This window comes from Stenotrophomonas sp. FR010, from assembly GCF_047520755.2.
Classification (GTDB): domain Bacteria; phylum Pseudomonadota; class Gammaproteobacteria; order Xanthomonadales; family Xanthomonadaceae; genus Stenotrophomonas; species Stenotrophomonas sepilia.
This window is the reverse complement of record NZ_JAXBQT020000004.1, coordinates 148,382-172,500: the sequence shown is the minus strand read 5'-3', so window position 1 is coordinate 172,500 and position 24,119 is coordinate 148,382. Positions and strand designations below refer to the sequence as shown.

Sequence of the window (24,119 nt, the reverse complement as noted above, 5' to 3'; positions counted from 1 at the left end):
CAATCCTGTGATTATCCGGATGCGGCGGGGGATGCCAAGCCGCGTGCAGGGTCCAGCCCGGTTTCCAGGCCGTGGCCGGCCCGCGCCAGGTAGCGCCCCGGTGGCAGCCCGAAGTGGCGGCGGAACACGGTGACGAAGGCGCTGGCGCTGCTGAAGCCCAGTGCATGGGCGATGTCGGCGACGCTGCGGCCATCGGTCAACTGGCGCAGGGCTTCGGAGAGCCGGGCCTGCTGCCGCCACTGAGCGAAGCTGAGCGTGGTCTCGTCGCGGAAGTGGCGGGTCAGGCTGCGCGGTGACAGGCCGGCCCAGTGCGCCCATTCGGCCAGGCTGCGTTCGTCGGACGGGTCGGCCAGCAGCTGCGAGGCGATCTTCAGCAGGCGCCGGTCATGCGGCATCGGCAAGTGCATGCGCTGGCGTGGCGCTGTGCGGATCTCGTCCACCAGCACCTCGATGATGTGCTGGCGTTCGGAGGTGGTGTCGTAGCCCGGTGGCCAGTCACAGATGCGCTCGGCCAGCGCCTGCGCCAGCTTGGACAGGCCCAGCACGCAGGGATCGGAGGGCAGGGTGGCACAGACCGGAGCCGCCAGCGCCATGCCCCAGCCACGCAGGGGGCCGTCGAGGGTGACCGTGTGCGGCTCCAGCGGTGGCATCCAGCCGGCCGAGCCCGGCGCCAGCGACCAGGTGCCGTGCGAGGTACGGGTGGTCAGCAGGCCGCGCTCGACGCAGATCAGCTGCGCGCGCTGGTGATGATGCCAATCCACTTCACGGACCAGCCCTTGCGGGCTGTCGAAACGGAAACCGACCACCGGGGGGCCGTCGTTGCGCTCGAACCAGTCCAGCGCTTCGTCCCTGAGCAGGCGTTTGGGAGTAGGGATTTCTGCCTTGTTCATCATGTCTGCTGGCTGAAATGTGTCATCCATTGGCTGGATTGTACTACCGGGCCACATGACCAGGTCATTAAGGTAGGCGCCTTCACTGATCCAGCCCACTGCTGCAACACAGCATTCGATGCCAGATCAAATATTTCCATTGAGAAATATTTTTTTTGGAAGAGAATGCTCCCCCATGATCTGTCCTGCAACCACTCCCCCCAGCTTCGGCCTGCTGCTGCGCCAGGTGCGCGACGGCCTGGTCCGCCAACTCGACGCGTCCATGGCTGAAGAAGATCTGGGCATCGGCTTCACCCACTACATCGGGTTGAAGGTGCTTTCGAACATGGCGCCGTGCACCGCCAACGAACTGGCCCAGGCCATCGATCAGGTGCCCAGCGCGGTGACCCGGCTGCTGGACAAGCTCGAAGCGCTGGGCTGCGTCCGCCGCGAACCGCATGCGCAGGACCGGCGGGCATTGCAGATCGTGCTGACCGACGAAGGCCGCGCGCTGTGGGCGCGCTTGAAGCTGCGTGGCGACGCGGTGATGGATTACGCCCTGCGTGATCTTTCCGCCGACGAGCGCACGCTGCTGCTGTCCCTCCTTACCCGAATCCGCGATTCACTGACGACCCCATGAACCCGATCCCGCATTCCACTTTCCGCCGGTCCGGGCGCGCGCTGCTGGTGTCAGCGCTGGCCCTGGCCCTGGCCGCCTGCGCCAGCAGTCGTGGCCTCAACCCGCAGGGCCACGTGCTTGACCTGGACAGCCTGCACAGCGAACGCACCCTGGCCGACACTGACCTGAGCGCCACCGGCTTCCCGGCGCAGGACTGGTGGAAGGCACTGGGTGATGCGCAGTTGGACGCGCTGGTCGCCGAGGGCCTGGCCGGCCACCCGAGCCTTGACGCCGCCGATGCCCGCCTGCGCCAGGCCCAAGCCCAGGTCGGCACCGCACGTGCCGACGAACTGCCGAGCCTGTCGGTGTCCGGTGGCTACACCGGCCTGCGCCTGCCCGAATCGATGGTCGGCAGCGAGATGGGTGGCCGTTACGGCGGCAGCAGCCAGGTCGCCTTCGACTTCAGTTATGGCGTGGACCTGTGGGGCGGCAAGCGCGCCGCCTGGGAAGCCGCCGTGGACGGTGCGCACGCCGCCACCGTTGAAGCGCAGGCTGCACGCCTGAACCTGTCCACTGGCATCACCCAGGCCTATGCCGACCTGGCCTACGCGTGGCAGCTCAACGACGTGGCCGAGGAAGAGCTGACCCGTTCGCAGAAGTCACTTGAACTGACCCGCCAGCGCCGCAGCGCCGGCATCGACAGTGATCTGCAGGTGCGCCAGGCCGAGGCCCGTGTGCCGGCCGCGCAGCAGCAGGTGCAGGCCGCCCAGCAGCGTATCGACGCGGCCCGCACCGCACTGGCCGCGCTGGTCGGCAAGGGCCCGGACCGTGGCCTGTCGATCCAGCGCCCGCAGCCGTTGAACCCAATGGCGCTGCAGCTGCCGGGCGTGCTGCCCAGCGAACTGCTCGGCCGTCGCCCCGACGTCGTCGCCGCACGCTGGCGCGTGGAAGCGGCCGACAAGCAGATCAAGGTCGCCAAGACCAAGTTCTACCCGAGCTTCAACTTGACCGCGCTGGCCGGCGTGGTCGCCCCGAACGTGGGCGACCTGCTGAAGAGCAGCTCCACCTTTGCCTATATCGGCCCGGCGCTGAGCCTGCCGATCTTCGAGGGCGGCAAGCTGCGCGCCAACCTGGCCAATACCGATGCGCAGTACGACCTGGCGGTGGCCAACTACAACCAGACCGTGCTCGACGCACTGCGGGACGTCGCCGACCAGGTCAACGCGGTGCGCTCGCTGGCACAGCAGGCGCAGTCGCAGCAGCAGGCGGTGGACACCGCACGCGCTGCCTTCGACCTGGCCCAGCAGCGCTACCGTGCCGGCATCGGCAGCTACCTGGACGTGCTGACCGCGCAGTCCACCCTGTTGCAGTCGCAGCAGCAGCTGGCCGGCCTGCAGTCGCAGCAGGTGCAGTCCTCGGTGCGCCTGAGCAAGGCGCTGGGCGGTGGTTTCCAACCCACTGACGCCGACCGCGCACCGATCGCCTCCCATTCCGATTCCTCGCATTCCTGAAGATCTCCGACATGAGCCAGACCCAAGACACCGCGGCCCCGGCCGCCCCCAACCGCCGCGGCAACCTGCTGCGCGGCCTGTTCGTGATCGTCGTGCTGCTGCTTGCCGCTTTGGCGCTGTGGTACTTCATGTTCGGCCGTTGGTTCGAAGAGACCGACGATGCCTACGTGCAGGGCAACCAGGTGCAGATCACCCCGCTGGTGGCCGGTACCGTGGTCGCCATCAACGCCGATGACGGCATGCGCGTGGAGCGCGGCCAGCTGCTGGTGCAGCTGGACCCGTCCGACACCGCAGTGGCGCTGCAGCAGGCCGAAGCCAACCTGGCCAAGACCGTGCGCCAGACCCGCGGCCTGTACCGCAGCGTGGAAGGCGCGCAGGCGGACCTGAACGCCCGCCAGGTGACCCTGAAGCGCGTGCGCGAAGACTACGCCCGCCGCAAGGACCTGGCCGCCACCGGCGCCATCTCCAACGAAGAACTGGCCCACGCCTGCGACGAGCTGGCCGCGGCCGAAGCGGCCGTGGCCGGTTCGCGCGAAACCGTCGAGCGCAACCGCGCGCTGGTCGACGACACCGTGATCGCCACCCAGCCGGACGTGCAGGCCGCCGCCGCACAGCTGCGCCAGGCCTTCCTCAACAACGCCCGCGCCGGCATCGTCGCGCCGGTCTCCGGCTACGTCGCCCGTCGTTCGGTGCAGGTCGGCCAGCGCGTGCAGCCGGGCAATGCCCTGATGGCCGTGGTGCCGACCGAGCAGATGTGGGTCGAGGCCAACTTCAAGGAAACCCAGCTGCGCCACATGCGCCTGGGCCAGGAAGTGGAGCTGAAGTCGGACCTGTACGCCGGCGACGTGAAGTACAAGGGTCGCATCCAGAGCCTGGGCCTGGGCACCGGCTCGGCGTTCTCGCTGCTGCCGGCACAGAACGCCAGCGGCAACTGGATCAAGATCGTGCAGCGCGTACCGGTGCGCATCGCCATCGATGCCAAGCAGCTGGCCGAGCACCCGCTGCGCATCGGCCTGTCGATGAAGGCCGAAGTGAGCCTGCGCGACCAGAAGGGCGAAGTGCTGCCGAGCACCCCGGCCAAGGGCACGGTGTTCGACACCGACGTGTATGCCAAGCAGCTGCATGATGCCGACGAGGTGATCCACACGATCATCCAGGGCAACCTGCCGCAGCAGCAGGCGAAGGTGGGCTGAGGTCGCCATGTCCGCACAAGCTCCAGCCGCGCCCGGCGCTCCGGGCGCACCGGCGGCGCCGGCTGCGGCCTCCGGGTTCCTGCCGCCCAGCGTCGCCCTGTGCACCGTAGGCCTGGCGATGGCGTCGTTCATGCAGGTGCTCGACACCACCATCGCCAACGTCTCGCTGCCGACCATCGCCGGTAACCTCGGTGCCAGTTCGCAGCAGGCGACCTGGGTCATCACCTCGTTTGCGGTCAGCACCGCCATCGCGCTGCCGCTGACCGGCTGGCTCAGCCGCCGTTTCGGCGAACGCAGACTGTTCGTCTGGGCGACCCTGGCCTTCGTCATCACCTCGCTGCTGTGCGGCCTTGCGCAGAGCATGGGCATGCTGGTGGTGTCGCGTGCGCTGCAGGGCTTCGTGGCCGGCCCGATGTACCCGATCACCCAGTCGCTGCTGGTCTCGATCTATCCGCGTGAGAAGCGCGGGCAGGCATTGGCGCTGCTGGCGATGATCACGGTGGTGGCGCCGATCTGCGGCCCGATCCTCGGTGGCTGGATCACCGACAACTACAGCTGGGAATGGATCTTCCTGATCAACGTGCCACTGGGCATCTTCGCCGCGCTGGTGGTGGGCAACCAGCTGAAGGGACGCCCGGAGCAGATCGAGAAGCCGAAGATGGACTACGTCGGCCTGATCACGCTGGTGATCGGTGTCGGCGCGCTGCAGCTGGTGCTCGACCTGGGCAACGACGAGGACTGGTTCTCGTCGATGAAGATCGTGGTGCTGGCCTGCGTGGCGGTGGTGACGCTGACGGTGTTCCTGATCTGGGAGCTGACCGACAAGGATCCGATCGTCGACCTGAAGCTGTTCCGGCACCGCAACTTCCGTGCCGGCACGTTGGCGATGGTGGTGGCCTACGCGGCGTTCTTCAGCGTGGCGCTGCTGATTCCGCAGTGGCTGCAGCGTGACATGGGCTATACCGCGATCTGGGCAGGCCTGGCGACCGCGCCGATCGGCATCCTGCCGGTGATCATGACGCCGTTCGTGGGCAAGTATGCGTCGCGCTTCGACATGCGGATGCTGGCCACCGTGGCCTTCATCGTGCTGTCGATGACCAGCTTCCTGCGCTCGAACTTCAACCTGCAGGTGGACTACATGCACGTGGCCGGCGTGCAGCTGATCATGGGCATTGGCGTGGCGCTGTTCTTCATGCCGGTGCTGCAGATCCTGCTGTCGGATCTGGATGGGCGCGAGATCGCGGCGGGCTCCGGCCTGGCGACGTTCCTGCGCACGCTGGGCGGCAGCTTCGCGGCCTCGCTGACGACGTGGCTGTGGGCGCGGCGTACCCAGGTGCACCATGCCGACCTGACCGAGCACATCTCGGCCTATCAGCCGGGCATGCAGGAGCAGGTCACGGCAATGGGGCAGGGCGACCTGCAACATGGCGCGGCGGTACTGAACAACATGATCAACCACCAAGCATCGCAGATGGGTTTCAACGACATCTTCTTCCTGCTGGGCTGGATCTTCCTGGCGATCATCACCTTCCTGTGGCTGGCCAAGCCGCCGTTCGGCGCAGGCGCGGGTGCGGCGTCCGCGGGCGGTGGGCATTGATCGACCATTGGCGTTGAAACGCACAAAACCCCGCCGCTAGGCGGGGTTTTTCTTTTGGTAGATCCACGCCATGCGTGGATGGATCCCGGGGTCGTGTGGGTTCCCGAATCCCGGAAACGAAAAAACCCGCTTTCGCGGGTTTGATCATCTTGAGTCGTGGTGCCCAGGAGAGGACTCGAACCTCCACGGTTTTACCCGCTAGTACCTGAAACTAGTGCGTCTACCAATTCCGCCACCTGGGCGACTCAGGAGAGGAATTGTGCGGCACGGCAGAGAGTGTGTCAACAACATTTCACACTTTTTTCTGCGGTTGCACGCCCAGGTGGTGCAGCAGGCTGCGCATCGCCGGTGACAGCTGCGCCCACCCGGCGAAACAGGCGCACAGGCGGCGTTGTGCCCACGCATCGGCAAGCGGCACCGCAACGGTATGCGTACTGCGTCGATGCTGGCGCGCGATGCTCCGCGGCACGATGCCGACACCGTTGCCGTGGCCGACCATGATGCAGACACCCTCGAAGGTCTTCATGCGGATGCGCACATCCAGGCGGCGCCCGATGTCGCGGGCCTGGTCTTCGATGTAGATCTGAAGCGCATTGCCATCGGCGAGGGCAACGAAGGTCTCGCCGGCGGCATCGGCGAAGGTCACGCTGCGCAGTGATGCAAACCGGTGATCGGCAGGCAGCAGCATCACCAGCGGATCTTCGGCCACCACATGCTGCTGCAGGCCGGTGGCGTCGACCGCATCACTGATGATGCCGGCCTCGGCCTGGCCAGCGCTGATTGCACGCACGACTTCGGGGCTGGTGCGTTCCAGCAGTTCGACGTGCAGGCGGGGTCGTTCGGCCAACCACGGTGCGAGCCGCGAGGGCAGGTAGTTGGTCAGTGCTGCGGTGTTGGCATACAGATGCAGGGTGCCGCGCGCGCCCTGCGCGAATGCCTGCAGTTCGCCGCGCAGCTGCGCCTGCTGTTGCAGGATCAGGCGTGCATGGTGGGCGAGGGCGGCGCCGGCTTCAGTCAGGCTGATGCCACGTGGATGCCGGTTCAACAGCAGGATGCCGGCATCGGCTTCGATCGTGCGCAGCCGCTCGCTGGCCGAACCCAGGGCCAGGTTCGCCTGCACTGCACCGGCCGTGATGCTGCCCGCCTCGGCAATCGCCAGGAACAGCCGCAGGTCGGCAATGTCCATCCGCATGTGATGCCCTCATCGCAACGCCCGAGCCTTCGGGTCAGCCGAAGGGTGGGCCGGGAAGACCGCATTGTGCGCCGGGCGACGGCCCGATCCAATGAAGGCATGAATGAATCGATGTACTTCTATGGGTTGCTGGTGGTGGTGTTCGTGCTGGCCGGCGTGGTCAAGGGCGTGACGGGCATGGGGCTGCCGACGGTGGCGATGGGCCTGCTCGGTGGCGCGCTGTCGCCGGTGGCGGCGGCGTCGATGCTGTTCATCCCGACCTTCGTCACCAATGCGTGGCAGCTGCTGTCCGGGCCGTCACTGGGCCACATCGTGCGGCGCCTGTGGCCGATGATGCTGGCCGTGGTGGTGGTGACGCTGGGTTCGGCAGCGTTGCTGGTACGGGTCGATCGCAGCGGGTCGCGCGTTGCGCTGGGCGTGGCCCTGATGGTCTATGCCGCCTATGCTTTGCTTGCGCCGGTGTTCCGCGTGCCGCAGCGGCGCGAGCGCTGGCTGGGGCCGCTGGTGGGCGCGCTGTCCGGCGTAGTGACCGGCGCCACCGGCGTGTTCGTGATGCCGGCGGTGCCGTACCTGCAATCACTGGGGTTGCAGCGCGAAGAGTTGGTGCAGGCGCTCGGGCTGGCCTTCACCGTGTCGACGATTTCGCTGACCACCGGCCTGGTGCTGCACGGTGCGTTCGGCATCCAGCAGCTGGGGCTGAGTGCGCTGGCGGTGCTGCCGGCGCTGCTGGGCATGTGGTTGGGGCAGGTGATCCGGCAGCGCATCAGCGCACGGGTGTTTCGGGCGTGCTTCCTTGGCTTCCTGCTGCTGCTCGGCCTGGAGCTGGTGCTGCGGCCATTGTTCTGATGCCAAATTCCCGGCATGAAAAAACCCGCTTTCGCGGGTCTTTCTCATTCTCGACGTGGTGCCCAGGAGAGGACTCGAACCTCCACGGTTTTACCCGCTAGTACCTGAAACTAGTGCGTCTACCAATTCCGCCACCTGGGCGTCGAGGAGCGAGATTATGGGGTGTCGTTATGGGGGTGTCAACACCTTTTGCAGCGCCGGGGTCGGATCCCGTTTCGCTTGCGAAAGGGGCTCTGACCCCAGGGCCAGAGCGCCGGATCGCAGGCAAAAAAAATCCCCGCCGAAGCGAGGAGTTTTTTCGTTGGTGCCCAGGAGAGGACTCGAACCTCCACGGTTTTACCCGCTAGTACCTGAAACTAGTGCGTCTACCAATTCCGCCACCTGGGCGTTCCAGAGGCGCAATTGTGAAGATGAATCCGGGAGCTGTCAACGACTTCCTGAAATTATTTCATCCAACGCCTCCAGGGCGGGCGCTGACCCGTTCTGCACGCCATCAACGGCTACCATGTAGGGCGATGACTACCAAAAAACCAAGCAAGGGCGGGAGCAAGTCCCGCAGCCAAGCCCCGAAGAAGGGCCCGAAGGCGGGCGCAGCCCGCACCACCAAGCCGGGCAAGCCGCTGCCAGGCTGGTTCCCCGAATTGAATGAAGGCGGTGCGCCGCCACGCGGCCGCAAGGTCCGCACCGCTGATGCGGCAGCACCCGGCCGGGCCCCGGGCCGCAAGCTGCCGCCGACCGGCAAAGTGATCGACGATCCCTATGCCGCCCGCGAAGCCGAGAAATACGAACAGCCCATCGCCAGCCGCGAGGCCATCCTGGCCCTGCTGGAGCGTTGCGAAGGGCCGCAGACCGCCGAGGAACTGGGCGCACGCCTGGGCCTGACCGCCCCGGACCGTGCCGAAGCACTGTCGCGCCGGCTCGGCGCCATGGTCCGCGATGGCCAGCTGGTGCAGAACCGCCGAGGCGGCTTCGCCCCGATCCAGACCCTGAACCTGGTCACCGGCGTGGTGATCGCCAACCCGGAAGGATTCGGTTTCCTGCGTCCGGTCGAGGGCGGCGACGACCTGTTCCTGCCGCCGTATGAAATGCGCAAGGTCATGCACGGTGACAAGGTGCTGGCCCGCATGACCGGCATCGACCACCGTGGCCGCCGCGAAGGCAGCATCGCCCGCGTGCTGGAGCGCGGCATGACCCGCCTGATCGGCCGCTTCAGCGTCGAGATGGGGATCAATTACGTGGTACCCGATGACAAGCGCGTGCAGCGCAACGTGCAAGTACCGCCGGACCAGACCGGGGGCGCGCGTGATGGCCAGCTGGTGGTCTGCGAACTGACCCAGGCCCCGGACAGCCGCCGTCCGCCGATCGGCCGCATCATCGCCGTGCTCGGCGACAAGCTGACCGCATCGCTGGTGGTGGAGACCGCCATCCACGGTCACGAGCTGCCGTTCGAGTTCCCGCAGGAGGTGCTGGATGAAGCGGCCTCGGTGCCGCTGGTGGTCGAACCGGCAATGATCGGTGACCGCGTCGATCTGCGCAGCACGCCGCTGGTTACCATCGATGGCGAGGATGCCAAGGACTTCGACGACGCGGTGTACTGCGAGCCGAATGCCGATGGCTTCCGCCTGGTGGTGGCCATTGCCGATGTTTCGAACTACGTCCGCCCCGGCACGCCGCTGGACGAGGAAGCGCAGAAGCGTGCGACTTCGGTCTACTTCCCCGGCTTCGTGGTGCCGATGCTGCCGGAGACCCTGTCCAACGGCATCTGCTCACTGATGCCCAAGGTCGACCGCATGTGCTTCGTCTGCGACATGCAGATCGACCGCGATGGCCTGGTCACGCATTCGCGCTTCTACGAGGCCGTGATGAATTCGCACGCGCGCCTGACCTACACCCAGGTGTGGAAGGCGGTGGGCGAGGACGATGCCGATACCAAGGCCTGGATGGGTAACCTGCTGCCGCAGGTGCAGCGCCTGCACCAGCTGTACAAGGTGCTGTCAAAGGCACGTGCCAAGCGCGGTGCCATCGAGTTCGAAAGCAGCGAGGTACGCTTCGTGCTGGACAACCGTGGTGAAGTCACCCAGGCCGGCATGCTGGTGCGCAACGACGCGCACAAGCTGATCGAGGAATGCATGATCGCGGCCAATGTGGAGGCGGCGAAGTACCTGCTGTCGCGCCATGTGCCGGCCCCGTACCGCATCCACGAGAAGCCGCCGGAAACCAAGTACGCCGACCTGCTGGAATTCCTCAAGGAGTTCAAGCTGAGCCTGCCACCGTGGTCGAAGGTGCGCCCGGGTGACTACACCAAGCTGCTGAAGAAGATCCGCGACCGCCCCGATGCGACGCTGCTGGAGTCGGTGTTGCTGCGCAGCCAGAGTCTGGCGATCTACAGCCCGGAGAACCACGGCCACTTCGGCCTGGCGCTGGAGGCCTACGCGCACTTCACCTCGCCGATCCGTCGCTATCCCGACCTGCTGGTGCACCGCGCGATCAAGCATGCGCTGTCCGGCAAGCCGCTGGACAAGTTCACCTACAACGCCCGCGAGATGGCCGCGCTGGCGCTGCAGTGTTCCGAGCGTGAGCGCCGTGCCGACGAGGCCGAGCGCGAGGTCGACGAGCGTTACCGCGCGGCGTGGATGGAAAAGCACGTGGGCGGCCAGTTCGACGGCGTGATCAGCGGCGTGACCAGCTTCGGCCTGTTCGTCGAGCTGGACGAGTCGAAGGTACAGGGTCTGGTCCACGTGACCCAGCTGCCGCAGGACTATTACAAGTTCGACGCGACCCGCAAGACGCTGACCGGCGAGCGCCGCGGCGGCAGCTACCGGCTGGGTGACCGCGTGCGCATCCTGGTGCTGAAGGCCAGCATGGAAGAACGCAAGATCGACTTCCGCCTGGTGGAACACAAGGGTGAGGACGAGGGCGATGGCCTGCCGCCGCTGCCTGAGCGGGGCAAGCCGGCCAAGCGGAAGAAAGAGAAATATTGATGACCGTGGTAGTGCCGGCCGCTGGCCGGCATCCATGGCACCCTCGGCACCGACGGGTTGCCGGCCAGCGGCCGGCACCACCAGGAGACATCGCATGCAAGGCCAACCCGAATACAGCGGCGGCTGCCAGTGCGGCGCGATCCGCTTCCACGTGCGTGGCGCGCTGACCGACAGCTCGATCTGCCACTGCCGCATGTGCCAGAAGGCCTTCGGCGCCTACTACGCGCCGCTGGTGTCGGTACGCGGTGTGCAGTTCAGCTGGACCCGCGGCCAGCCGCGCTATTTCCAGTCGTCCAACGTGGTGCGGCGTGGCTTCTGCGCCGACTGCGGCACGCCATTGACCTACGAAGCGCCCGATGGCGTGGCGGTGGCTGCCGGCGCGTTCGACGAACCCGAACGCCTGCCACCGACGATCCAGTACGGGGTCGAACGCAAGCTGCCCTTCGTCGACAGCCTGGCCAGACTGCCGGTACGGCGTACCGAGCAGGACATCGCGGCCCTGGACTTCCTGGCCACGATCGTGTCCCACCAGCACCCCGACCACGACACGCCGCACTGGCCACCGCGCAGCCGGTGAGGTTTGTGTAGAGCCGAGCCCATGCTCGGCTGCCTTGAAGCGCGGCCGCCGCCGATGCTCTACCATAGCCACCCCCTTTCCGGTCCCCGCCCGCATGAGCAAGAACAGCCAGTGGATTGTCGGCGTCAACGCCGTCGCCTCCTCCATCGAGAACGACGCCGAGAACGTCCGCGAAGTGCTGGTCGAGGCCGGAGCGAAGAACCCGCGCCTGACCGAGATCGAGGAAAACGCCCGCCGCAAGGGCATCGACGTGCGCAAGGTGAACAGCCAGGCGCTGGACGGTGTGGGCGGCTCGGTGCGCCACCAGGGCGTGGCCGCGCGCTATGCCGCCGCCCGCACCTACAGCGAGAACGAGCTGGAAGGCCTGGTCACTGCGGCCGAGGGCAAGGCGCTGCTGCTGGTGCTGGACGAGGTACAGGACCCGCACAACCTGGGCGCCTGCCTGCGCTCGGCCGCTGCGGCCGGTGCGACTGCAGTGATCATCCCCAAGGACAAGTCGGCCACGGTCAACGCCACCGTGCGCAAGACCTCGGCCGGCGCCGCCGACCTCATCCCGGTGGTGGCGGTAACCAACCTGTCGCGCTGCCTGAAGGACCTGCAGAAGCAGGGCGTGTGGATTTATGGCCTGGCCGGCGAAGCCACCGCGTCGCTGTACCAGCTGGACCTGAAGGGCAACATCGCGCTGGTGCTGGGCGGCGAAGCCGACGGCCTGCGCCGCCTGACCCGCGAGAACTGCGATGGCCTGGTCAAGATCCCGATGCCGGGCGAGATCGAGAGCCTGAATGTCTCCGTCGCCGCCGGCGTCAGCCTATTCGAAGCCGTGCGCCAGCGCGGTTGATCCGCCGGCGCGACGTGATCGGGGTCAGATCCCTCTCCGCAGGCGAGGGATCCGACCCCTTTTCCATGTGCCGTGTCGACCAAGGTCGACACCTACCGGTAGTCGCCAACCTTGGTTGGCGCTCTTGCCGCCTCAGCCCGCGCTGCCACCCAGTGCCTTGAACAGGGTCACGTCGTTGTTCAGCTGGCCCTGGCGCACGCGCGCCAGCGACAGCTCGGCATCGCGCCGGGTCTGCTGCGCTTCCAGCCAGGTGCGCAGGTCGGTAGCGCCCACGCGGTAACGCACTTCCTGCGCGCGTTCCACTTCCACCGCTTCGTCATACGACGCCTGCGAGGCAGCGACCTGGCGCGCCAGCTGCTCGCGCGCGGACAGGGCGTTGTCCACTTCCGAGAGCGCGGTGTACAGCGTCTTGCGGAAATTGGTCGCGGCGATCTGATAGCTGGTGCCGGCGATATCGGTATCCAGCTGCGCGCGCTGCAGGTTGAGGAATGGCAGCGAAAGGCCGGCACCCAGCGTGGCCACCGGATTGCGCAGTACATCGCCCAGCGAGGCCGCACTGGAACCGAGGCTGCCGGTCAGGCTCAGTGCCGGGTAGTACTGCGTGGCGGTGACCCTGATGGTCTTCAGGCTGTTGCGCAGGCGGAGTTCTGCCGCACGCAGGTCGGGGCGGCGGCCGAGCAGATCGGCCGGCAGCCCCTCGACAATGCGCGGGCTGCGTGCGCCCAGCAGGTCCTGCGGTTCGTCCTGTTGTGGCCAGGGCGTGCCGTCCAGCAGCACGGCCAGTGCGTTGCGCACCTCCACCCGCTGCTGTTCCAGCGCGCTCTGCGAGGCGCGCTGCGATTGCAGGTTCTGCAGCGCCTGGCGCACTTCCAGACGCGATACCGCACCGGCGTCGAAGCGGGCCTGCACCAGTTCGCGGGTGCGCTCCAGCCGCTCCAGGTTGGCCTGGCCGGTGGCGATCGACTGGTTCAGGTAGGCCAGGTTCCAGTACTGGGTGATGGTGTCGCTGATCACCAGCAGGGCGGTATTCTGCCGGTCTTCCTCGCTGGCTTCGGCTTCCCAGCGGGCGATGTCGCGCTGGGTGCGCAGGCGTCCCCACAGATCCACCTCCCAGCCCAGCGATACGCCGGTGGAGTAGCTGCGGCGCCATTCGTCGGCCTGGTCGGTGGCGCGGCTGGCATTGCCGCTGACGCCCGATGACGAAGGCTGCGGCCACAGCGCGTTGCTGGCCAGGCCGGCCTGCAGGCGCGAACGCTGCACGGCCAGGCCGGCGGCGGCCAGGTCGCTGTTGGCGGCCAGCGCCTGCGCCACCAGGCGGTCCAGGCGCTCGTCTCCGAAGCCGGTCCACCAGGTGTCCTGGCGGATGTCGTGGCCCGGTGTGTCCAGGCTGCTGCGCGGGTCGCCGGCCGGTGCGTTGAGGGTGGCATCGCCACGCCCATACTGGGCCGCCACGTCGGGATCGGCCACCGGATAGCGGCCGACAGAGGCGCAGCCAGACAGGGCGAGCAGAACGGCACCCGCCAGCAGCCGGCGCGAGGGGGCAGGGAAGGGCAGTCGGGTCATCATCTTCATTCGCGTGCCAGGGCCTCTACCGGGTCAAGCTGCGCGGCATTGCGCGCGGGCAGGAAGCCGAACGCCACGCCGATCAGGGTCGAGCAGGCGAAGGCGGCAACAATCGAGGCGGTGGAGAACAGCACCTGGAAGTCGCTGGCGAAGCGGCCGATCATCGAGCCCAGCAGCAGGGCCAGGCCGATGCCGAGCACGCCACCGAGCAGGCACACCAGCACCGCTTCGATCAGGAACTGCTGGCGGATATCACTTTGTCGTGCACCGACGGCCATGCGCACCCCGATCTCTCGGGTGCGCTCGGTCACCGACACCAGCATGATGTTCATCACGCCGATGCCGCCGACCAGCAGCGCGATGGCGGCGATGGCGCCGATCAGCAGGGTCATCGTGCGCGTGGTCTGTTCGATGGTGTCGCGGATCTCCGCGCTGTTGCTGAGGAAGAAATCCTCGGTGCCGTGGCGCATCGTCAGCAGGCGGGTGATCGCTTCCTGAGCGGCATCCATCGGTGTGTTGTCGTCCACGCGCACGGTGATGCTGGAGACATGGCTCTGGCCGAGCATGCGCGACATCACCGTGGTGTAGGGCACCCACACGCTGAGGCTGGTGCTGCCACCGAAGCCGAAACTCTGGCGCTTGGCCACGCCGACCACGCGTGCCGGCACGTTGCCGAGCAGGATCACCTGGCCGACCGGGTCGACATCGGGGAAGAACTGGGTCTGGGTGTTTTCGTCGATCACCGCCACCTGGCCGAGGCCCTTGACCGCATCGGCATCGAAGAAGCTGCCACCGAGCAGAGTCACGCCCTTGACCCGGAAGAACTGCTCGCCGACGCCGCTGACCTGCGCAGTGGAAGACTGGTTGCGGTAGCGCGCGGTGACCGAGGTCGACACGCTGGGGGTGGCGCTGTCCACGTAACTCTGCTTCGCCAGTGCATCGGCATCGCTGGCCTTGAGCGTCTGCACCCGCGCCGAGCGCATGTCGCCGAAACCGCGGCCGGGGTAGACGTCGATGGTATTGGTGCCGAGCGCGCTGATGTTCTGCAGGATCTGCTGCTGCGAGCCGTTGCCCAGGGCCACCACCGAGACCACCGAGGCGATGCCGATGATGATGCCGAGCATGGTCAGGAAGGTGCGCAGGCGATGGGCGTTCATCGCCAGCAGCGCCATGCGGAACGCTTCGGTGAAGCGGTCGCGGGCCGCCCGCCAGCTGTTGCCGTGGGCGACGCCGGTACTGGCTTCGCGCTGGGCGCGGTAACTCGGCGCATCCGGATTGGCGCGGTCGGCAATGATCTCGCCATCGCGGATCTCGATGATGCGCTGTGCGTGCCGGGCCACGCTCATGTCGTGGGTGACGATGATGATGGTGTGGCCTTCGGCATGCAGTTCGCCGAGGATCGCCATCACTTCCTCACCGGATTTCGTATCGAGCGCGCCTGTCGGTTCGTCGGCCAGGATCACCTCGCCGCCGTTCATCAGGGCGCGTGCGATCGACACGCGCTGCTGCTGGCCACCGGAGAGCTGGCCTGGCTTGTGATGCATGCGGTCGCCCAGCCCCAGTCGCCGCAGCAGTTGCTCGGCACGCGCGTTGCGCACCGGCCCGGGACTGCCGGCGTAAACGGCCGGCACTTCCACATTGCCGCGCGCGTCGAGGTCGCCGAGCAGATGGTAGCGCTGGAAGATGAAACCAAAATGCTCGCGGCGCAGTTCGGCCAGTTCGTCCGGCTCCATCTTTCCGGTTTCGCGGCCGGCCACCTGGTAGCTGCCGCGAGTGGGACGGTCAAGGCAGCCGAGGATGTTCATCAGCGTCGACTTGCCCGAGCCGGACTGGCCGACGATGGCGACCATCTCGCCGGCGTGAATGTCGAGATGGACGTCGCGCAGCACGGCGATCACATCGTCGCCGGCCGGGAATTCACGTCGCAGGTCGCGCAGGCGCAGCAGCGGCGCCGTCGTGCTCATCGGCGCCCCATGCCCGGGCCGCCGACCCGCATCTGCATGCCGCCGCGGTTGCCGCCGCCGGCGCTGGCACCGGCGGCAGCGGCTTCGCCGACCACCACGCGCTCGCCTTCCTTCAAGCCGGACAGGATCTCGGCCGAGGCGCCGTTGTTGATGCCCACGGTGACCTTGCGCGGCTGCGGTTGGCCCTTCTCGTCCAGCACCCGCACCATCCGCTCATCGCCACGGCGCTTCGGTCCCAGTGCCACCGCCGGCACCATCAGCACGCCCTTGGCCTGCTTGAGCAGTACCGAGACCTGCGCGGTCATGTCGATGCGCAGCGTGCCGTCCGGGTTTTCCACATCAAACAGCGCGTTGTAGTAGACCGCGCTGCTGGAGCTGGAGCTGGAGGAGCTGCTGGAGCTGGACGAATTCTCGTTGGCGATCGAGGCCGGCGCCGGATTGATCTGGCGCAGCGTGGCGTGATACTTGCGGTCCGGGTCGCCCAGGGTGGTGAAGTACACCGGCATGCCGGGCTTGATCTTGACCACGTCGGCCTCGGAGATCTCGGCATTGACGGTGACCACGTCCAGCCGCGCCAGCATGACGATGGTCGGTGCGGTCTGGTTGGCGTTCACGGTACGGCCTTCCTCGGCCACCACCGCGACCACGGTGCCGTCCATCGGCGCGGTGATGCGGGTGTAGGCCAGGTTGGCGCGGGCGGTGCCCAGCTCGGTTTCGCGGCCCTTGATCTGCGCCTCGTAGGACTGCAGCTGGGCACGGGCGGTCTTCAGCTGCGCTTCGGCGGCATCGTATTCCTGGCGCGAGGTGGCCTCGGCGGCCAGCATCTGCTGCTGGCGCGCGAACTCCAGTTCGGCCTGGCGCAGGGTGGCTTGCTGCACCGCGCCCTGGGCGGTGACCTGGTCCAGCGAGGCCTGCGCGTTGAGCACCTGGTTCTGCTGGGTGGTGGCATCGATCTCGGCGATCAGGTCGCCTTCCTTCACGGTGTCGCCCAGCTGTACCTTCAGCGATTTGATCTGGCCCGAGGCCTGCGCGCCGACGCTGACCAGCTTGTAGGCGTCGATCACGCCGGTGGCATCCACCGTTTGTTCGATGTCACCGCGGCTGACCGGCGAGGTTGCCACCGCCGGGGCGGCGGGCTTGCGCAGCAGCCACCAGGCGGTCGCGGCGACGATCAGGGCGAGCAGGGCGATCAGCATCAGGCGACTCCGGCGGGTCGCTGGCAGCAGGCGGAACGTCACGTCGTGGCTTCACTCTCGAGGCCGCGAGGGCGGCGTTGGTGGGCATTGTGAAGACCGGGCGACAGGCGGCTCAATCCTCGGGGTATGTCTGTATGTAACACTGTCGGTGAACAGGCGTAACCACAGGTATCCCGCCCGCGGGTGGATACACTGGTACGCATTGCCCCGGATGCGGTTCAGCTGCCGACACGGGATGATCGCGACATGGAGACTGAAAACCCGATGCATCGACTGCTGATCGTCGACGACGACAACGACATCCGCACGCTGCTGGCCGAACAGCTCGGCCGCGCCGGCTACCAGGTGAGCACTGCGGCCGATGGCACCGCCATGCGCCAACTGCTGGACCGCGAGCACGTGGACCTGATCGTGCTGGACCTCAACCTGCCGCGCGAGGATGGTCTGACCCTGTGCCGTGACCTGCGTGCGCGTTCGAACACGCCGGTGATCATGCTGACCGCGCGCGCCGAGCCGATCGACCGCGTGCTGGGCCTGGAAATGGGCGCCGACGACTACCTGGCCAAGCCGTTCGAGCCGCGCGAGCTGCTGGCGCGCATCCGCAACGTGCTGCGCCGGACCGAGGCGCTGCCGGCCAACCTGGAACCACTGGCGGTACGCCGCGCGCGTTTCTCGCGCTGGGTATTCGACCTCGAGCATCGCCACCTGGTCGATCCGGATGGCCGCGTGGTGGTGCTGTCCGGCGCCGAGTTCCGCCTGCTGCGGGTGTTCATCGCCCACGCCAACAAGGTGCTGTCGCGCGAGCAGCTGGTCGCGCTCAGCAGTGGCCGCAACTACGAGGCTCAGGACCGCGCGATCGACCTGCAGGTCAGCCGCCTGCGCAACAAGCTGGGCGACGATGGTGGCCCGGATGGACTGATCAAGACCGTTCGCAACGAAGGCTACGTGCTGGCCTCGTCGGTCAACCTGGAATAAACCGCGATGACGCGCCTGCGCCATTTCCTGTCCTCGATGGTCGGGCGGTTGTTCGTGATCCTGCTGCTGGGCATGGCGGTGGCTGCGATCGGCGCGACCATGCTGGCCACCTCCAAGCGCCAGCAGGAGTTCGAGCGGCAGAACCTGAACCGCATCGCCGACCGCCTGCAGGGCTACGTCAACCTGCTGGACGGCAATCCGGAGCTGCGCGAGCGCCTGCTGGCGATCGGCGGGCCGAGCGTGCGCGCGCTGCAGCCGGGCGCACGCCTGGGGCGTGCCGACACGGCGCTGATGGAAGTGCTGGAAGACCGACCCGGGCCGGTGTCGCGCGCGCACGTGCACTTCGCTTCGTTCCGCTCCTGCATTCCCAAACTGCAGGAGCTGCTGCCGCCGCCGCCGCCGGGCCACCGGCGGCCGCCGCGCGAACGCGACCCCGCGTTCATCCCGCCCAAATGCCGCGCGGTGGACGTGACCCTCAACGACGGCACGCTGCTGAAGCTGGCGCTGGACTCGCCGGCGGTGGCGCACAACGGCATCCTCGCCGTGGACCCATGGTTCCTGACCCTGCTGGTGCTGGCGATTGCCGTGCTGGCCTATATCGTCGCGCGCATGGCCAGCGCGCCGCTGCAGGAACTGGCCGCAGCCGCAGAAGACCTTGGCGATGACCTGCAGCGCGACCCGTTGCCACTGCGCGGGCCGCGCGAAGTGCAGCGTGCCGCCGAAGCCTTCAACGCCATGCAGCACCGTCTGCAGCGGCACCTGGCCGAACGCACGCAGATGCTGGCGGCGATCACCCACGACCTGCAGACGCCGCTGACCCGGCTGCGCCTGCGCCTGGAGAATGTCAGCGACGAGGCCCTGCGTGAGCGCCTGATCGGCGACCTGGCGGCGATGCAGGCGCTGGTGCGCGAGGGCCTGGAACTGGCGCGCAGCGCCGAGAGTGCCGAGCAGCGCGCCGCACTGGACCTGGATTCGCTGCTGGAGAGCATTGTTGAGGACGCCGCCGAAGGCGGCGGTGATGTGGTCTTCGAAGGGGGCAGTGGTTCGGTGCTGATGTTGCGTCCGTTGGCCATGCACCGGCTGTTCTCCAACCTGGTGGACAACGCGGTGATGTACGCGCAGCGGGCACGGGTGCGGGTTGAGCGGAGCGGCGGTGCAATTACCGTGGTGGTGGCCGATGACGGCCCGGGCCTGGCCGAAGAGCAGCTGGAGGCGGTGTTCGATCCGTTCGTGCGGGTGGAGACCTCGCGTTCGCGCGAAACCGGCGGGGCCGGCCTGGGCCTGACCATCGCGCGCGCCCTGGCCGAGAAGGACGGCGCCCGGCTGTGGCTGCGCAACCGGGCCGAAGGTGGCCTGGAGGCGGTGGTGCAGTGGCCGGCCAGTGCCCAGGTGGTGGCGCCCGGCCGCGCCGGCTGAGTCGGCGCGCTGCGGACGGTGACGCCGGGGCCGCGGTTTGGCCTATCATCTGCGCATCTCCCCAGTCTCCCCCCGATGAGCCAGCCCGTTCCTGCCGGCATGCCATTGCACGCTGCCCGGCCGTTCCCGCACGCTGCCGCGTCCTGCAGCCGCACCTGGCCGCCGCCGCTGCGGTGATGGGCGGGCAGGGGGACAAGAGGCGCTGGGTGGAGCGCCGCGCATCAGGATTCAGGCGGGCACTGCGGCAGGGCCTGTTGTGGCTGCTGCTGGCCCTCGCGCTGCCGTTGGCTGCGCAGGAAGGCGCGCCCCCGCTGCGCGACTACGCCATTGATGTATGGACCTCGCGCAATGGCCTGCCGCACAACTCGCTGCGCGACATTGCGCAGACACCGGAAGGCCATCTGTGGTTCGCCACCTGGGAAGGGCTGGTGCGCTACAACGGCCTGGATTTCACCGTGTTCGACCGCAGCACGCGCCCGGGCCTGCGCGACAACGGCATCGGTGCTCTGTTCGTCGACCGCCAGGGCGGACTGTGGATCAGCGATTCACGCGGCAACGTCAGCCACCGTGGCAGTGATGGCCAATGGCGGGTCTGGGAGCACCAGGCCGATACGCCGCAGGTGCTGATCCAGTCCATGCAGATGGACAGCCAGGGGCGGCTGTGGCTGCTGTACGAAGGCAAGGGCATCGGCTACCTGACGCCGGACAGCGGCATTGTCTACCAGGCGCCGGCGGCGGACCTGCCGATGGCGATGAGCTTCACCAGGCTGGTGGTCGACGCGCAGGACCGGGTCTGGGTCGGTACGCTGGACGGGCTGGTGCTGCGCGACAACGATGGCGTGCTCAAGCGCGCCCCCGCCGCATGGGGGCTGGGTGCCGGCAGTGGCCTGTCGTGGCCCTACCGTGCGCCGGATGGCGCGTTGTGGATCGTCGCCGGTGAGCGCCTTTACCGGGTGGAGGACGACCAGCTGGTGCTGGTGCACCGCCTGCCGGGCCAGCTGCACATGACCTCGATGCTGCAGGACCGGCACGGTGACCTGTGGCTGGGCACCGAGAACCAGGGCCTGCTGCGCATCTCCGCACATGGCCTGGAGCGACTGCCGGCCGGCCTGAACCTGCCGGGCGGACGCGTGGTCAGCCTGCGCGAGGATGCCGAAGGCAGCATCTGGGTGGGCGCCAACGGCGGGCTCTATCGCCTGCGCGAAACACTGTTCAGCAGCTACACCGAGCGCGATGGGCTCAGTGGCGACTACGTGCGCACGGTATTCGAGGATCGAGATCGCCAGCTGTGGGTCGGCAGCGCCAGTGGCTTGGACCTGCAGACGCCGGATGGCCGGTTCCGTGCCGTGCCGCTGCACAACCGCGGTGGCAAGGCACCGTCCGTCCTGAGCCTGGCGCAGGGGCCGGACGGTGACCTGTGGGTCGGAACCTTCGGCGATGGTGTCTACCGGCTCGGCCGCGACGGCCACCTGCGCCACAACTACGCCGCAGCCGACGGCATGCCGGGTGGCAACATCCGTGCGATCAGCGTTGATTCCCAAGGCGTGGTCTGGGCCGGCACGCAGAAGGGCGTGGTGCGCATCGACGGCGACCATGTGCAGGTCTCGAACGTGCCGGGCATGCCCGGCGGCCTGATCACCGCGCTTGAGCATGACCATCAGGGCAACCTGTGGATCGGCACCATCGAAGGCATCCGCGTGCTGCGCGGCGACCACGTGCAGTCGATCGACTTGGCGCCGCTGGGCGGTGGCCGCAGCGTGTTCGGCTTCCACCAGCTGGGCGACGCGATGTGGATCAGCAGTGATCGCGGGCTGTATCGCTGGCGCAACGGCAGGCTGGCGCGGGTGGGGCTCGAGCAGGGCATGCCGGTGGATGCGGTGTTCCAGCTGGTGCCGGATCGCCTTGGCAATGTGTGGATCAGCAGCAATCGCGGCGTGCTGCGCACCGATATGGCCACCCTCAACGCCGTGGCCGATGGCCGCACGCCGCGGGTGGGGGTGGAGCGTTACAACGAGATCGACGGCATGGCCAATGCACAGGCCAACGGCAGCTCCAGCCCATCGGCGATCCTGCGCCAGGACGGCACGTTCTGGGTGGTCACCGCAGGCGGCCTGAGCACGGTCGACCCGCAGCGCCTGCAGCGTTTCCGCGAGCGGCCATCGCCGCCGGCCGCGATCGAGAGCGTGCAGGTGGATGGCGCGCCGGTGCATTGGGAAGGGCCGGATCGCAACCATATTCCAGGGGGGCGCCGGTTGGCGGTGAGTTATGTCGGCCTGAGCTACCTGATGTCTGACCGGATCCGCTACCGCACGCGGCTGGACGGGCTGGATGCCGGCTGGGTCGAGCGCGGCCCACAGCGCAGCGTTGAGTTCGTCGGCCTGCCGCCGGGCGACTACACCCTGCATGTGGCGGCCGCCCATCCCGGCGGCAGCTGGGGCCAACAGGAGGCGGTGTGGAGCTTCACCGTGGAGCCGTTCTGGTGGCAGCGCCCCAGCGTGCAGGTGCTGGCGGGGATGCTGCTGCTGGCTGGCCTGGTGGCGCTGTACCGGCTGCTGCTGCAGCAGCTGAAGGCCAGCAACCTGCGCCTGGCACGGCGGGTGGACGAAGCGACCTTCGACCTGCAGGCCAAGACGGTGCACCTGCAGGCGCTGAACCAGGAAAAGACCGAACTGGCCGAGCGCCTGGCGCGCCAGGCCGAAGCCTTCGAGCGGCAGGCCCGTGAGGATGCCCTGACCGGCCTGGCCAATCGCCGCGCCTTCGACGAAACGCTGGCGCGTGACTTCGCCCGGTCACAGCGCAGTGGTCATCCGCTGTGCCTGGTGGTGCTCGACATCGATCACTTCAAGGAGGTCAACGACCGCCACAGCCACAGCATCGGCGATGCCGTGCTGGTGCAGGTGGCGTCATTGATCGCAGCGGCCTGCCGCGACTCCGACCTGCCGGCGCGCACCGGCGGCGAAGAGTTCGCGCTGCTGCTCAACGACACCCGCCTGGAGGAAGCCGCACAGCTGTGCGCGCGCCTGCGTGGCCTGTTCCATGATCATCCCGATTGGGGCGGCGTGGCGGGCCTGCGTGTCACCTTCAGCGCGGGCCTGGTAGAACTGGATGCCGACGACCGCACCCCGGCGCTGCTGTACCAGCGCGCCGACCGCGCGCTGTACCGTGCCAAGAGCGACGGCCGCGATCGCACGAGCATCGGTTGATCACATCCACGCATGGCGTGGATCTACTGGAGTGCCGCACCAACCGGCGATGCCGACCAATGGTCGGCACCCACCAAAGGAGTACCCACCACAGAGGTCGTCGGCGGCCCCAACGAGCGCAGCGATCCGCTGTTGCTCCTGCTTTTCTGATCTTTCCGTGGCACCCAGCAACGTGTCCGGCCCAACTGATGATTCGCTTCACGCCACGAAGGGCTCCGCCGTTGGCCGCTTCACCGCGGCCAGGCGTTGGCGATGGTGCAGAACAGCCGCGCGGTCTGCTCGGTGTCATACACCGCGCTGTGTGCCTCGTTGGCATCCCAACCCAGCCCGGCGGCGGTGGCCGCACGCGCCAGCACGGTCTGGCCGTAGGCGATACCGGCCAGGGTGACCGTGTCGAACACGCTGAACGGATGGAACGGGTTGCGCTTGTGGCCGGTGCGGGCCACGGCCGCGTTGACGAAGCCGAGGTCGAAATGCGCGTTGTGGCCCACCAGGATCGCGCGCTGGCAGCCGTACTTCTTCATCGCCGCACGCACCGGAGTGAAGATGTGGTCCAACGCCGCTTTTTCTTCCTTGGCCAGCCGGAACGGGTGGTCGAGGATGATGCCGGTCACTTCCAGCGACTTCGGATCGATTTCCAGGCCCTCGGCTGGGACCACGTGGGCACTGGCGGTCTGGCCGGGGTAGAGCAGGCCGTTCTCGTCCATCTCGATCGGCACCGCAGCGATTTCCAGCAGCGCATTGCGCTGGCTGTCGAAGCCACCGGTTTCCACATCCACCACCACCGGCAGGAAGCCGCGGAAGCGTTGTGACATCGCGCGCTGCGCCTGGGGTACTGCGGAATCGGGAGCGGCGGCAGGTGCGGAGGGGGAGTCAGTCATGCGTGAATTCTAGCAGAGCGACCCTGAGCGCCCGGCCAGCCTTCTGCGCATGGGTTCCCTGCGTGGGCGTGTGTCGACCAAGGTCGACACCTACCGGGCATCGCACGCTCAGGATTCCGGTGCCAACCTTGGTTGGCACACGGCGCACCGACCATGGCCGGCATCTAGCGCACCGCAGGCCGTGCCGTCGTGACCGATAGCTGCCACCGGGCCAACCAGGCGTCCACGCTCAGCTTGCCGGCGCCAGTGAAGATCAGCGGCAGCAGCATGGCCATGAACAGCACCGGCAGCTTGAAGTTGCCGTAGCCCTGGTCGCTGATGGCATACCCCATCGCGAGGTCACCCAGCGAATTCCATTGCATCGGCCAATGCACCGCATAGGTCGCCACCACGGTCAGCACCAGCAGGCTGGCGGCGGCGAAGCGGGTACCGAAACCAAACAGCAGGCAGGCCGCGCCAACCAGTTCGAACCAGGTGGCCAGCTGCCAGTTCAGGGCAGCAGGCAGTTGGTTGAACGGGAACGGGAAGGCGTCCTGCAGGTCGGCGAACCAGTTCTGGCCGTGCAGCTTCTCACGGCCGGATTCGAAGTATTCCCAAGCCAGCAGCAGGCGCAGGCCCAGCGGCGCCACCCAGGGGGCGAGACGGTCCAGCCGGCCGCGCGCGGCGGCCAGGAGCGGCAGGTTCATCGTTGGATCTCC

19 protein-coding genes and 3 tRNA genes are annotated in these 24,119 nt (G+C 67.7%); 12 read left to right on the top strand and 10 right to left on the bottom strand.

The genetic code is table 11. The annotated features are described in order from the left end of the window. Positions 1–11 precede the first annotated feature (11 nt). A complete protein-coding gene (locus ACM0PK_RS05610; protein ID WP_180884620.1) occupies positions 12–893 on the bottom strand; it encodes a helix-turn-helix domain-containing protein in 882 nt (293 codons plus the stop codon). Between the two features lie 172 nt (positions 894–1,065). Here ACM0PK_RS05610 and emrR point away from each other — a divergent pair, with 172 nt between their 5' ends. Genes emrR through emrB form a run of 4 tightly spaced genes read left to right on the top strand, consistent with a single transcriptional unit; the run spans position 1,066 to position 5,789 of the window. After that, positions 1,066–1,509 carry a multidrug efflux system transcriptional regulator EmrR gene (emrR, locus tag ACM0PK_RS05605; RefSeq protein ID WP_005415875.1) on the top strand — a complete coding sequence of 148 codons (444 nt, stop codon included), beginning with the start codon at positions 1,066–1,068 and terminating at the stop codon, positions 1,507–1,509. Then, on the top strand, positions 1,506–2,999 hold the full coding sequence (emrC, locus tag ACM0PK_RS05600) for a multidrug efflux transporter outer membrane subunit EmrC (RefSeq protein ID WP_414606879.1): 1,494 nt from the start codon (positions 1,506–1,508) through the stop codon (positions 2,997–2,999). Before emrR ends, emrC begins: the two co-directional genes overlap by 4 nt. An 11-nt stretch (positions 3,000–3,010) precedes the next feature. Further along, complete coding sequence (gene emrA / locus ACM0PK_RS05595) at positions 3,011–4,192, top strand: multidrug efflux MFS transporter periplasmic adaptor subunit EmrA (RefSeq protein ID WP_414606878.1); 1,182 nt, start codon at positions 3,011–3,013, stop codon at positions 4,190–4,192. A 7-nt stretch (positions 4,193–4,199) separates the two neighbouring features. Beyond that, a complete protein-coding gene (gene emrB, locus ACM0PK_RS05590; RefSeq protein WP_065177423.1) occupies positions 4,200–5,789 on the top strand; it encodes a multidrug efflux MFS transporter permease subunit EmrB in 1,590 nt (529 codons plus the stop codon). 157 nt (positions 5,790–5,946) lie between these two features. Here the strand turns inward: emrB and ACM0PK_RS05585 are convergent. Together ACM0PK_RS05585 and ACM0PK_RS05580 are read right to left on the bottom strand one after the other, a co-directional pair. Next, a tRNA-Leu gene (locus tag ACM0PK_RS05585) sits at positions 5,947–6,031 on the bottom strand. Between the two features lie 50 nt (positions 6,032–6,081). After that, a complete protein-coding gene (locus ACM0PK_RS05580; RefSeq protein WP_414606877.1) occupies positions 6,082–6,981 on the bottom strand; it encodes a LysR substrate-binding domain-containing protein in 900 nt (299 codons plus the stop codon). A gap of 99 nt (positions 6,982–7,080) precedes the next feature. Here ACM0PK_RS05580 and ACM0PK_RS05575 point away from each other — a divergent pair, with 99 nt between their 5' ends. Continuing rightward, on the top strand, positions 7,081–7,827 hold the full coding sequence (locus ACM0PK_RS05575; RefSeq protein ID WP_061480660.1) for a sulfite exporter TauE/SafE family protein: 747 nt from the start codon (positions 7,081–7,083) through the stop codon (positions 7,825–7,827). Between the two features lie 56 nt (positions 7,828–7,883). Here ACM0PK_RS05575 and ACM0PK_RS05570 read toward each other — a convergent pair. Then, a tRNA-Leu gene (locus tag ACM0PK_RS05570) sits at positions 7,884–7,968 on the bottom strand. A 161-nt stretch (positions 7,969–8,129) separates the two neighbouring features. After that, positions 8,130–8,214 (bottom strand) — tRNA-Leu (locus ACM0PK_RS05565). Positions 8,215–8,342: 128 nt separating this feature from the next. On the opposite strand from ACM0PK_RS05565, the gene rnr reads away from it, so the two are divergent. The 3 genes from rnr to rlmB all read left to right on the top strand — a co-directional run bounded on the left by rnr (position 8,343) and on the right by rlmB (position 12,223). Further along, positions 8,343–10,808 carry a ribonuclease R gene (gene rnr / locus ACM0PK_RS05560; RefSeq protein WP_414606876.1) on the top strand — a complete coding sequence of 822 codons (2,466 nt, stop codon included), beginning with the start codon at positions 8,343–8,345 and terminating at the stop codon, positions 10,806–10,808. A 94-nt stretch (positions 10,809–10,902) separates the two neighbouring features. Continuing rightward, entirely contained in the window at positions 10,903–11,385 is a 483-nt protein-coding gene (locus ACM0PK_RS05555; RefSeq protein WP_061480658.1) for a GFA family protein, read from the top strand. A 94-nt stretch (positions 11,386–11,479) separates the two neighbouring features. Next, a complete protein-coding gene (gene rlmB, locus ACM0PK_RS05550; protein WP_005408775.1) occupies positions 11,480–12,223 on the top strand; it encodes a 23S rRNA (guanosine(2251)-2'-O)-methyltransferase RlmB in 744 nt (247 codons plus the stop codon). Between the two features lie 132 nt (positions 12,224–12,355). Here rlmB and ACM0PK_RS05545 read toward each other — a convergent pair whose 3' ends face one another. The 3 genes from ACM0PK_RS05545 to ACM0PK_RS05535 are packed head-to-tail and all read right to left on the bottom strand — an operon-like array spanning position 12,356 to position 16,988. Then, on the bottom strand, positions 12,356–13,795 hold the full coding sequence (locus tag ACM0PK_RS05545) for an efflux transporter outer membrane subunit (RefSeq protein WP_414606875.1): 1,440 nt from the start codon (positions 13,793–13,795) through the stop codon (positions 12,356–12,358). Continuing rightward, positions 13,792–15,750 carry a MacB family efflux pump subunit gene (locus ACM0PK_RS05540; protein WP_414606874.1) on the bottom strand — a complete coding sequence of 653 codons (1,959 nt, stop codon included), beginning with the start codon at positions 15,748–15,750 and terminating at the stop codon, positions 13,792–13,794. The genes ACM0PK_RS05545 and ACM0PK_RS05540 overlap by 4 nt, the downstream gene beginning before the upstream one ends. Beyond that, on the bottom strand, positions 15,747–16,988 hold the full coding sequence (locus tag ACM0PK_RS05535) for an efflux RND transporter periplasmic adaptor subunit (RefSeq protein WP_414606873.1): 1,242 nt from the start codon (positions 16,986–16,988) through the stop codon (positions 15,747–15,749). Before ACM0PK_RS05535 ends, ACM0PK_RS05540 begins: the two co-directional genes overlap by 4 nt. Before the next feature lie 204 nt (positions 16,989–17,192). Here ACM0PK_RS05535 and ACM0PK_RS05530 point away from each other — a divergent pair, with 204 nt between their 5' ends. The 4 genes from ACM0PK_RS05530 to ACM0PK_RS05515 all read left to right on the top strand — a co-directional run bounded on the left by ACM0PK_RS05530 (position 17,193) and on the right by ACM0PK_RS05515 (position 22,690). After that, positions 17,193–17,921, top strand: a complete 729-nt coding sequence (locus tag ACM0PK_RS05530; protein WP_005415886.1) for a response regulator — start codon at positions 17,193–17,195, stop codon at positions 17,919–17,921. A gap of 6 nt (positions 17,922–17,927) precedes the next feature. Beyond that, positions 17,928–19,337, top strand: coding sequence for an ATP-binding protein (locus ACM0PK_RS05525; RefSeq protein ID WP_005415887.1), 1,410 nt, complete (start codon positions 17,928–17,930; stop codon positions 19,335–19,337). A gap of 176 nt (positions 19,338–19,513) precedes the next feature. Then, complete coding sequence (locus ACM0PK_RS05520) at positions 19,514–22,540, top strand: ligand-binding sensor domain-containing diguanylate cyclase (RefSeq protein ID WP_414606872.1); 3,027 nt, start codon at positions 19,514–19,516, stop codon at positions 22,538–22,540. A gap of 12 nt (positions 22,541–22,552) precedes the next feature. Continuing rightward, positions 22,553–22,690 (top strand): hypothetical protein, encoded by a 138-nt coding sequence (locus ACM0PK_RS05515; RefSeq protein WP_495498516.1) that lies wholly within the window; start codon positions 22,553–22,555, stop codon positions 22,688–22,690. A gap of 80 nt (positions 22,691–22,770) precedes the next feature. On the opposite strand, the gene rnt is transcribed toward ACM0PK_RS05515, so the two are convergent. Together rnt and ACM0PK_RS05505 are read right to left on the bottom strand one after the other, a co-directional pair. After that, the gene (gene rnt / locus ACM0PK_RS05510; protein ID WP_005408782.1) at positions 22,771–23,355 is read right to left on the bottom strand and encodes a ribonuclease T; all 585 of its coding nucleotides are present in this window, start codon (positions 23,353–23,355) and stop codon (positions 22,771–22,773) included. Between the two features lie 230 nt (positions 23,356–23,585). Next, positions 23,586–24,107 (bottom strand): HvfX family Cu-binding RiPP maturation protein, encoded by a 522-nt coding sequence (locus ACM0PK_RS05505; RefSeq protein ID WP_072166783.1) that lies wholly within the window; start codon positions 24,105–24,107, stop codon positions 23,586–23,588. Positions 24,108–24,119 lie beyond the last annotated feature (12 nt).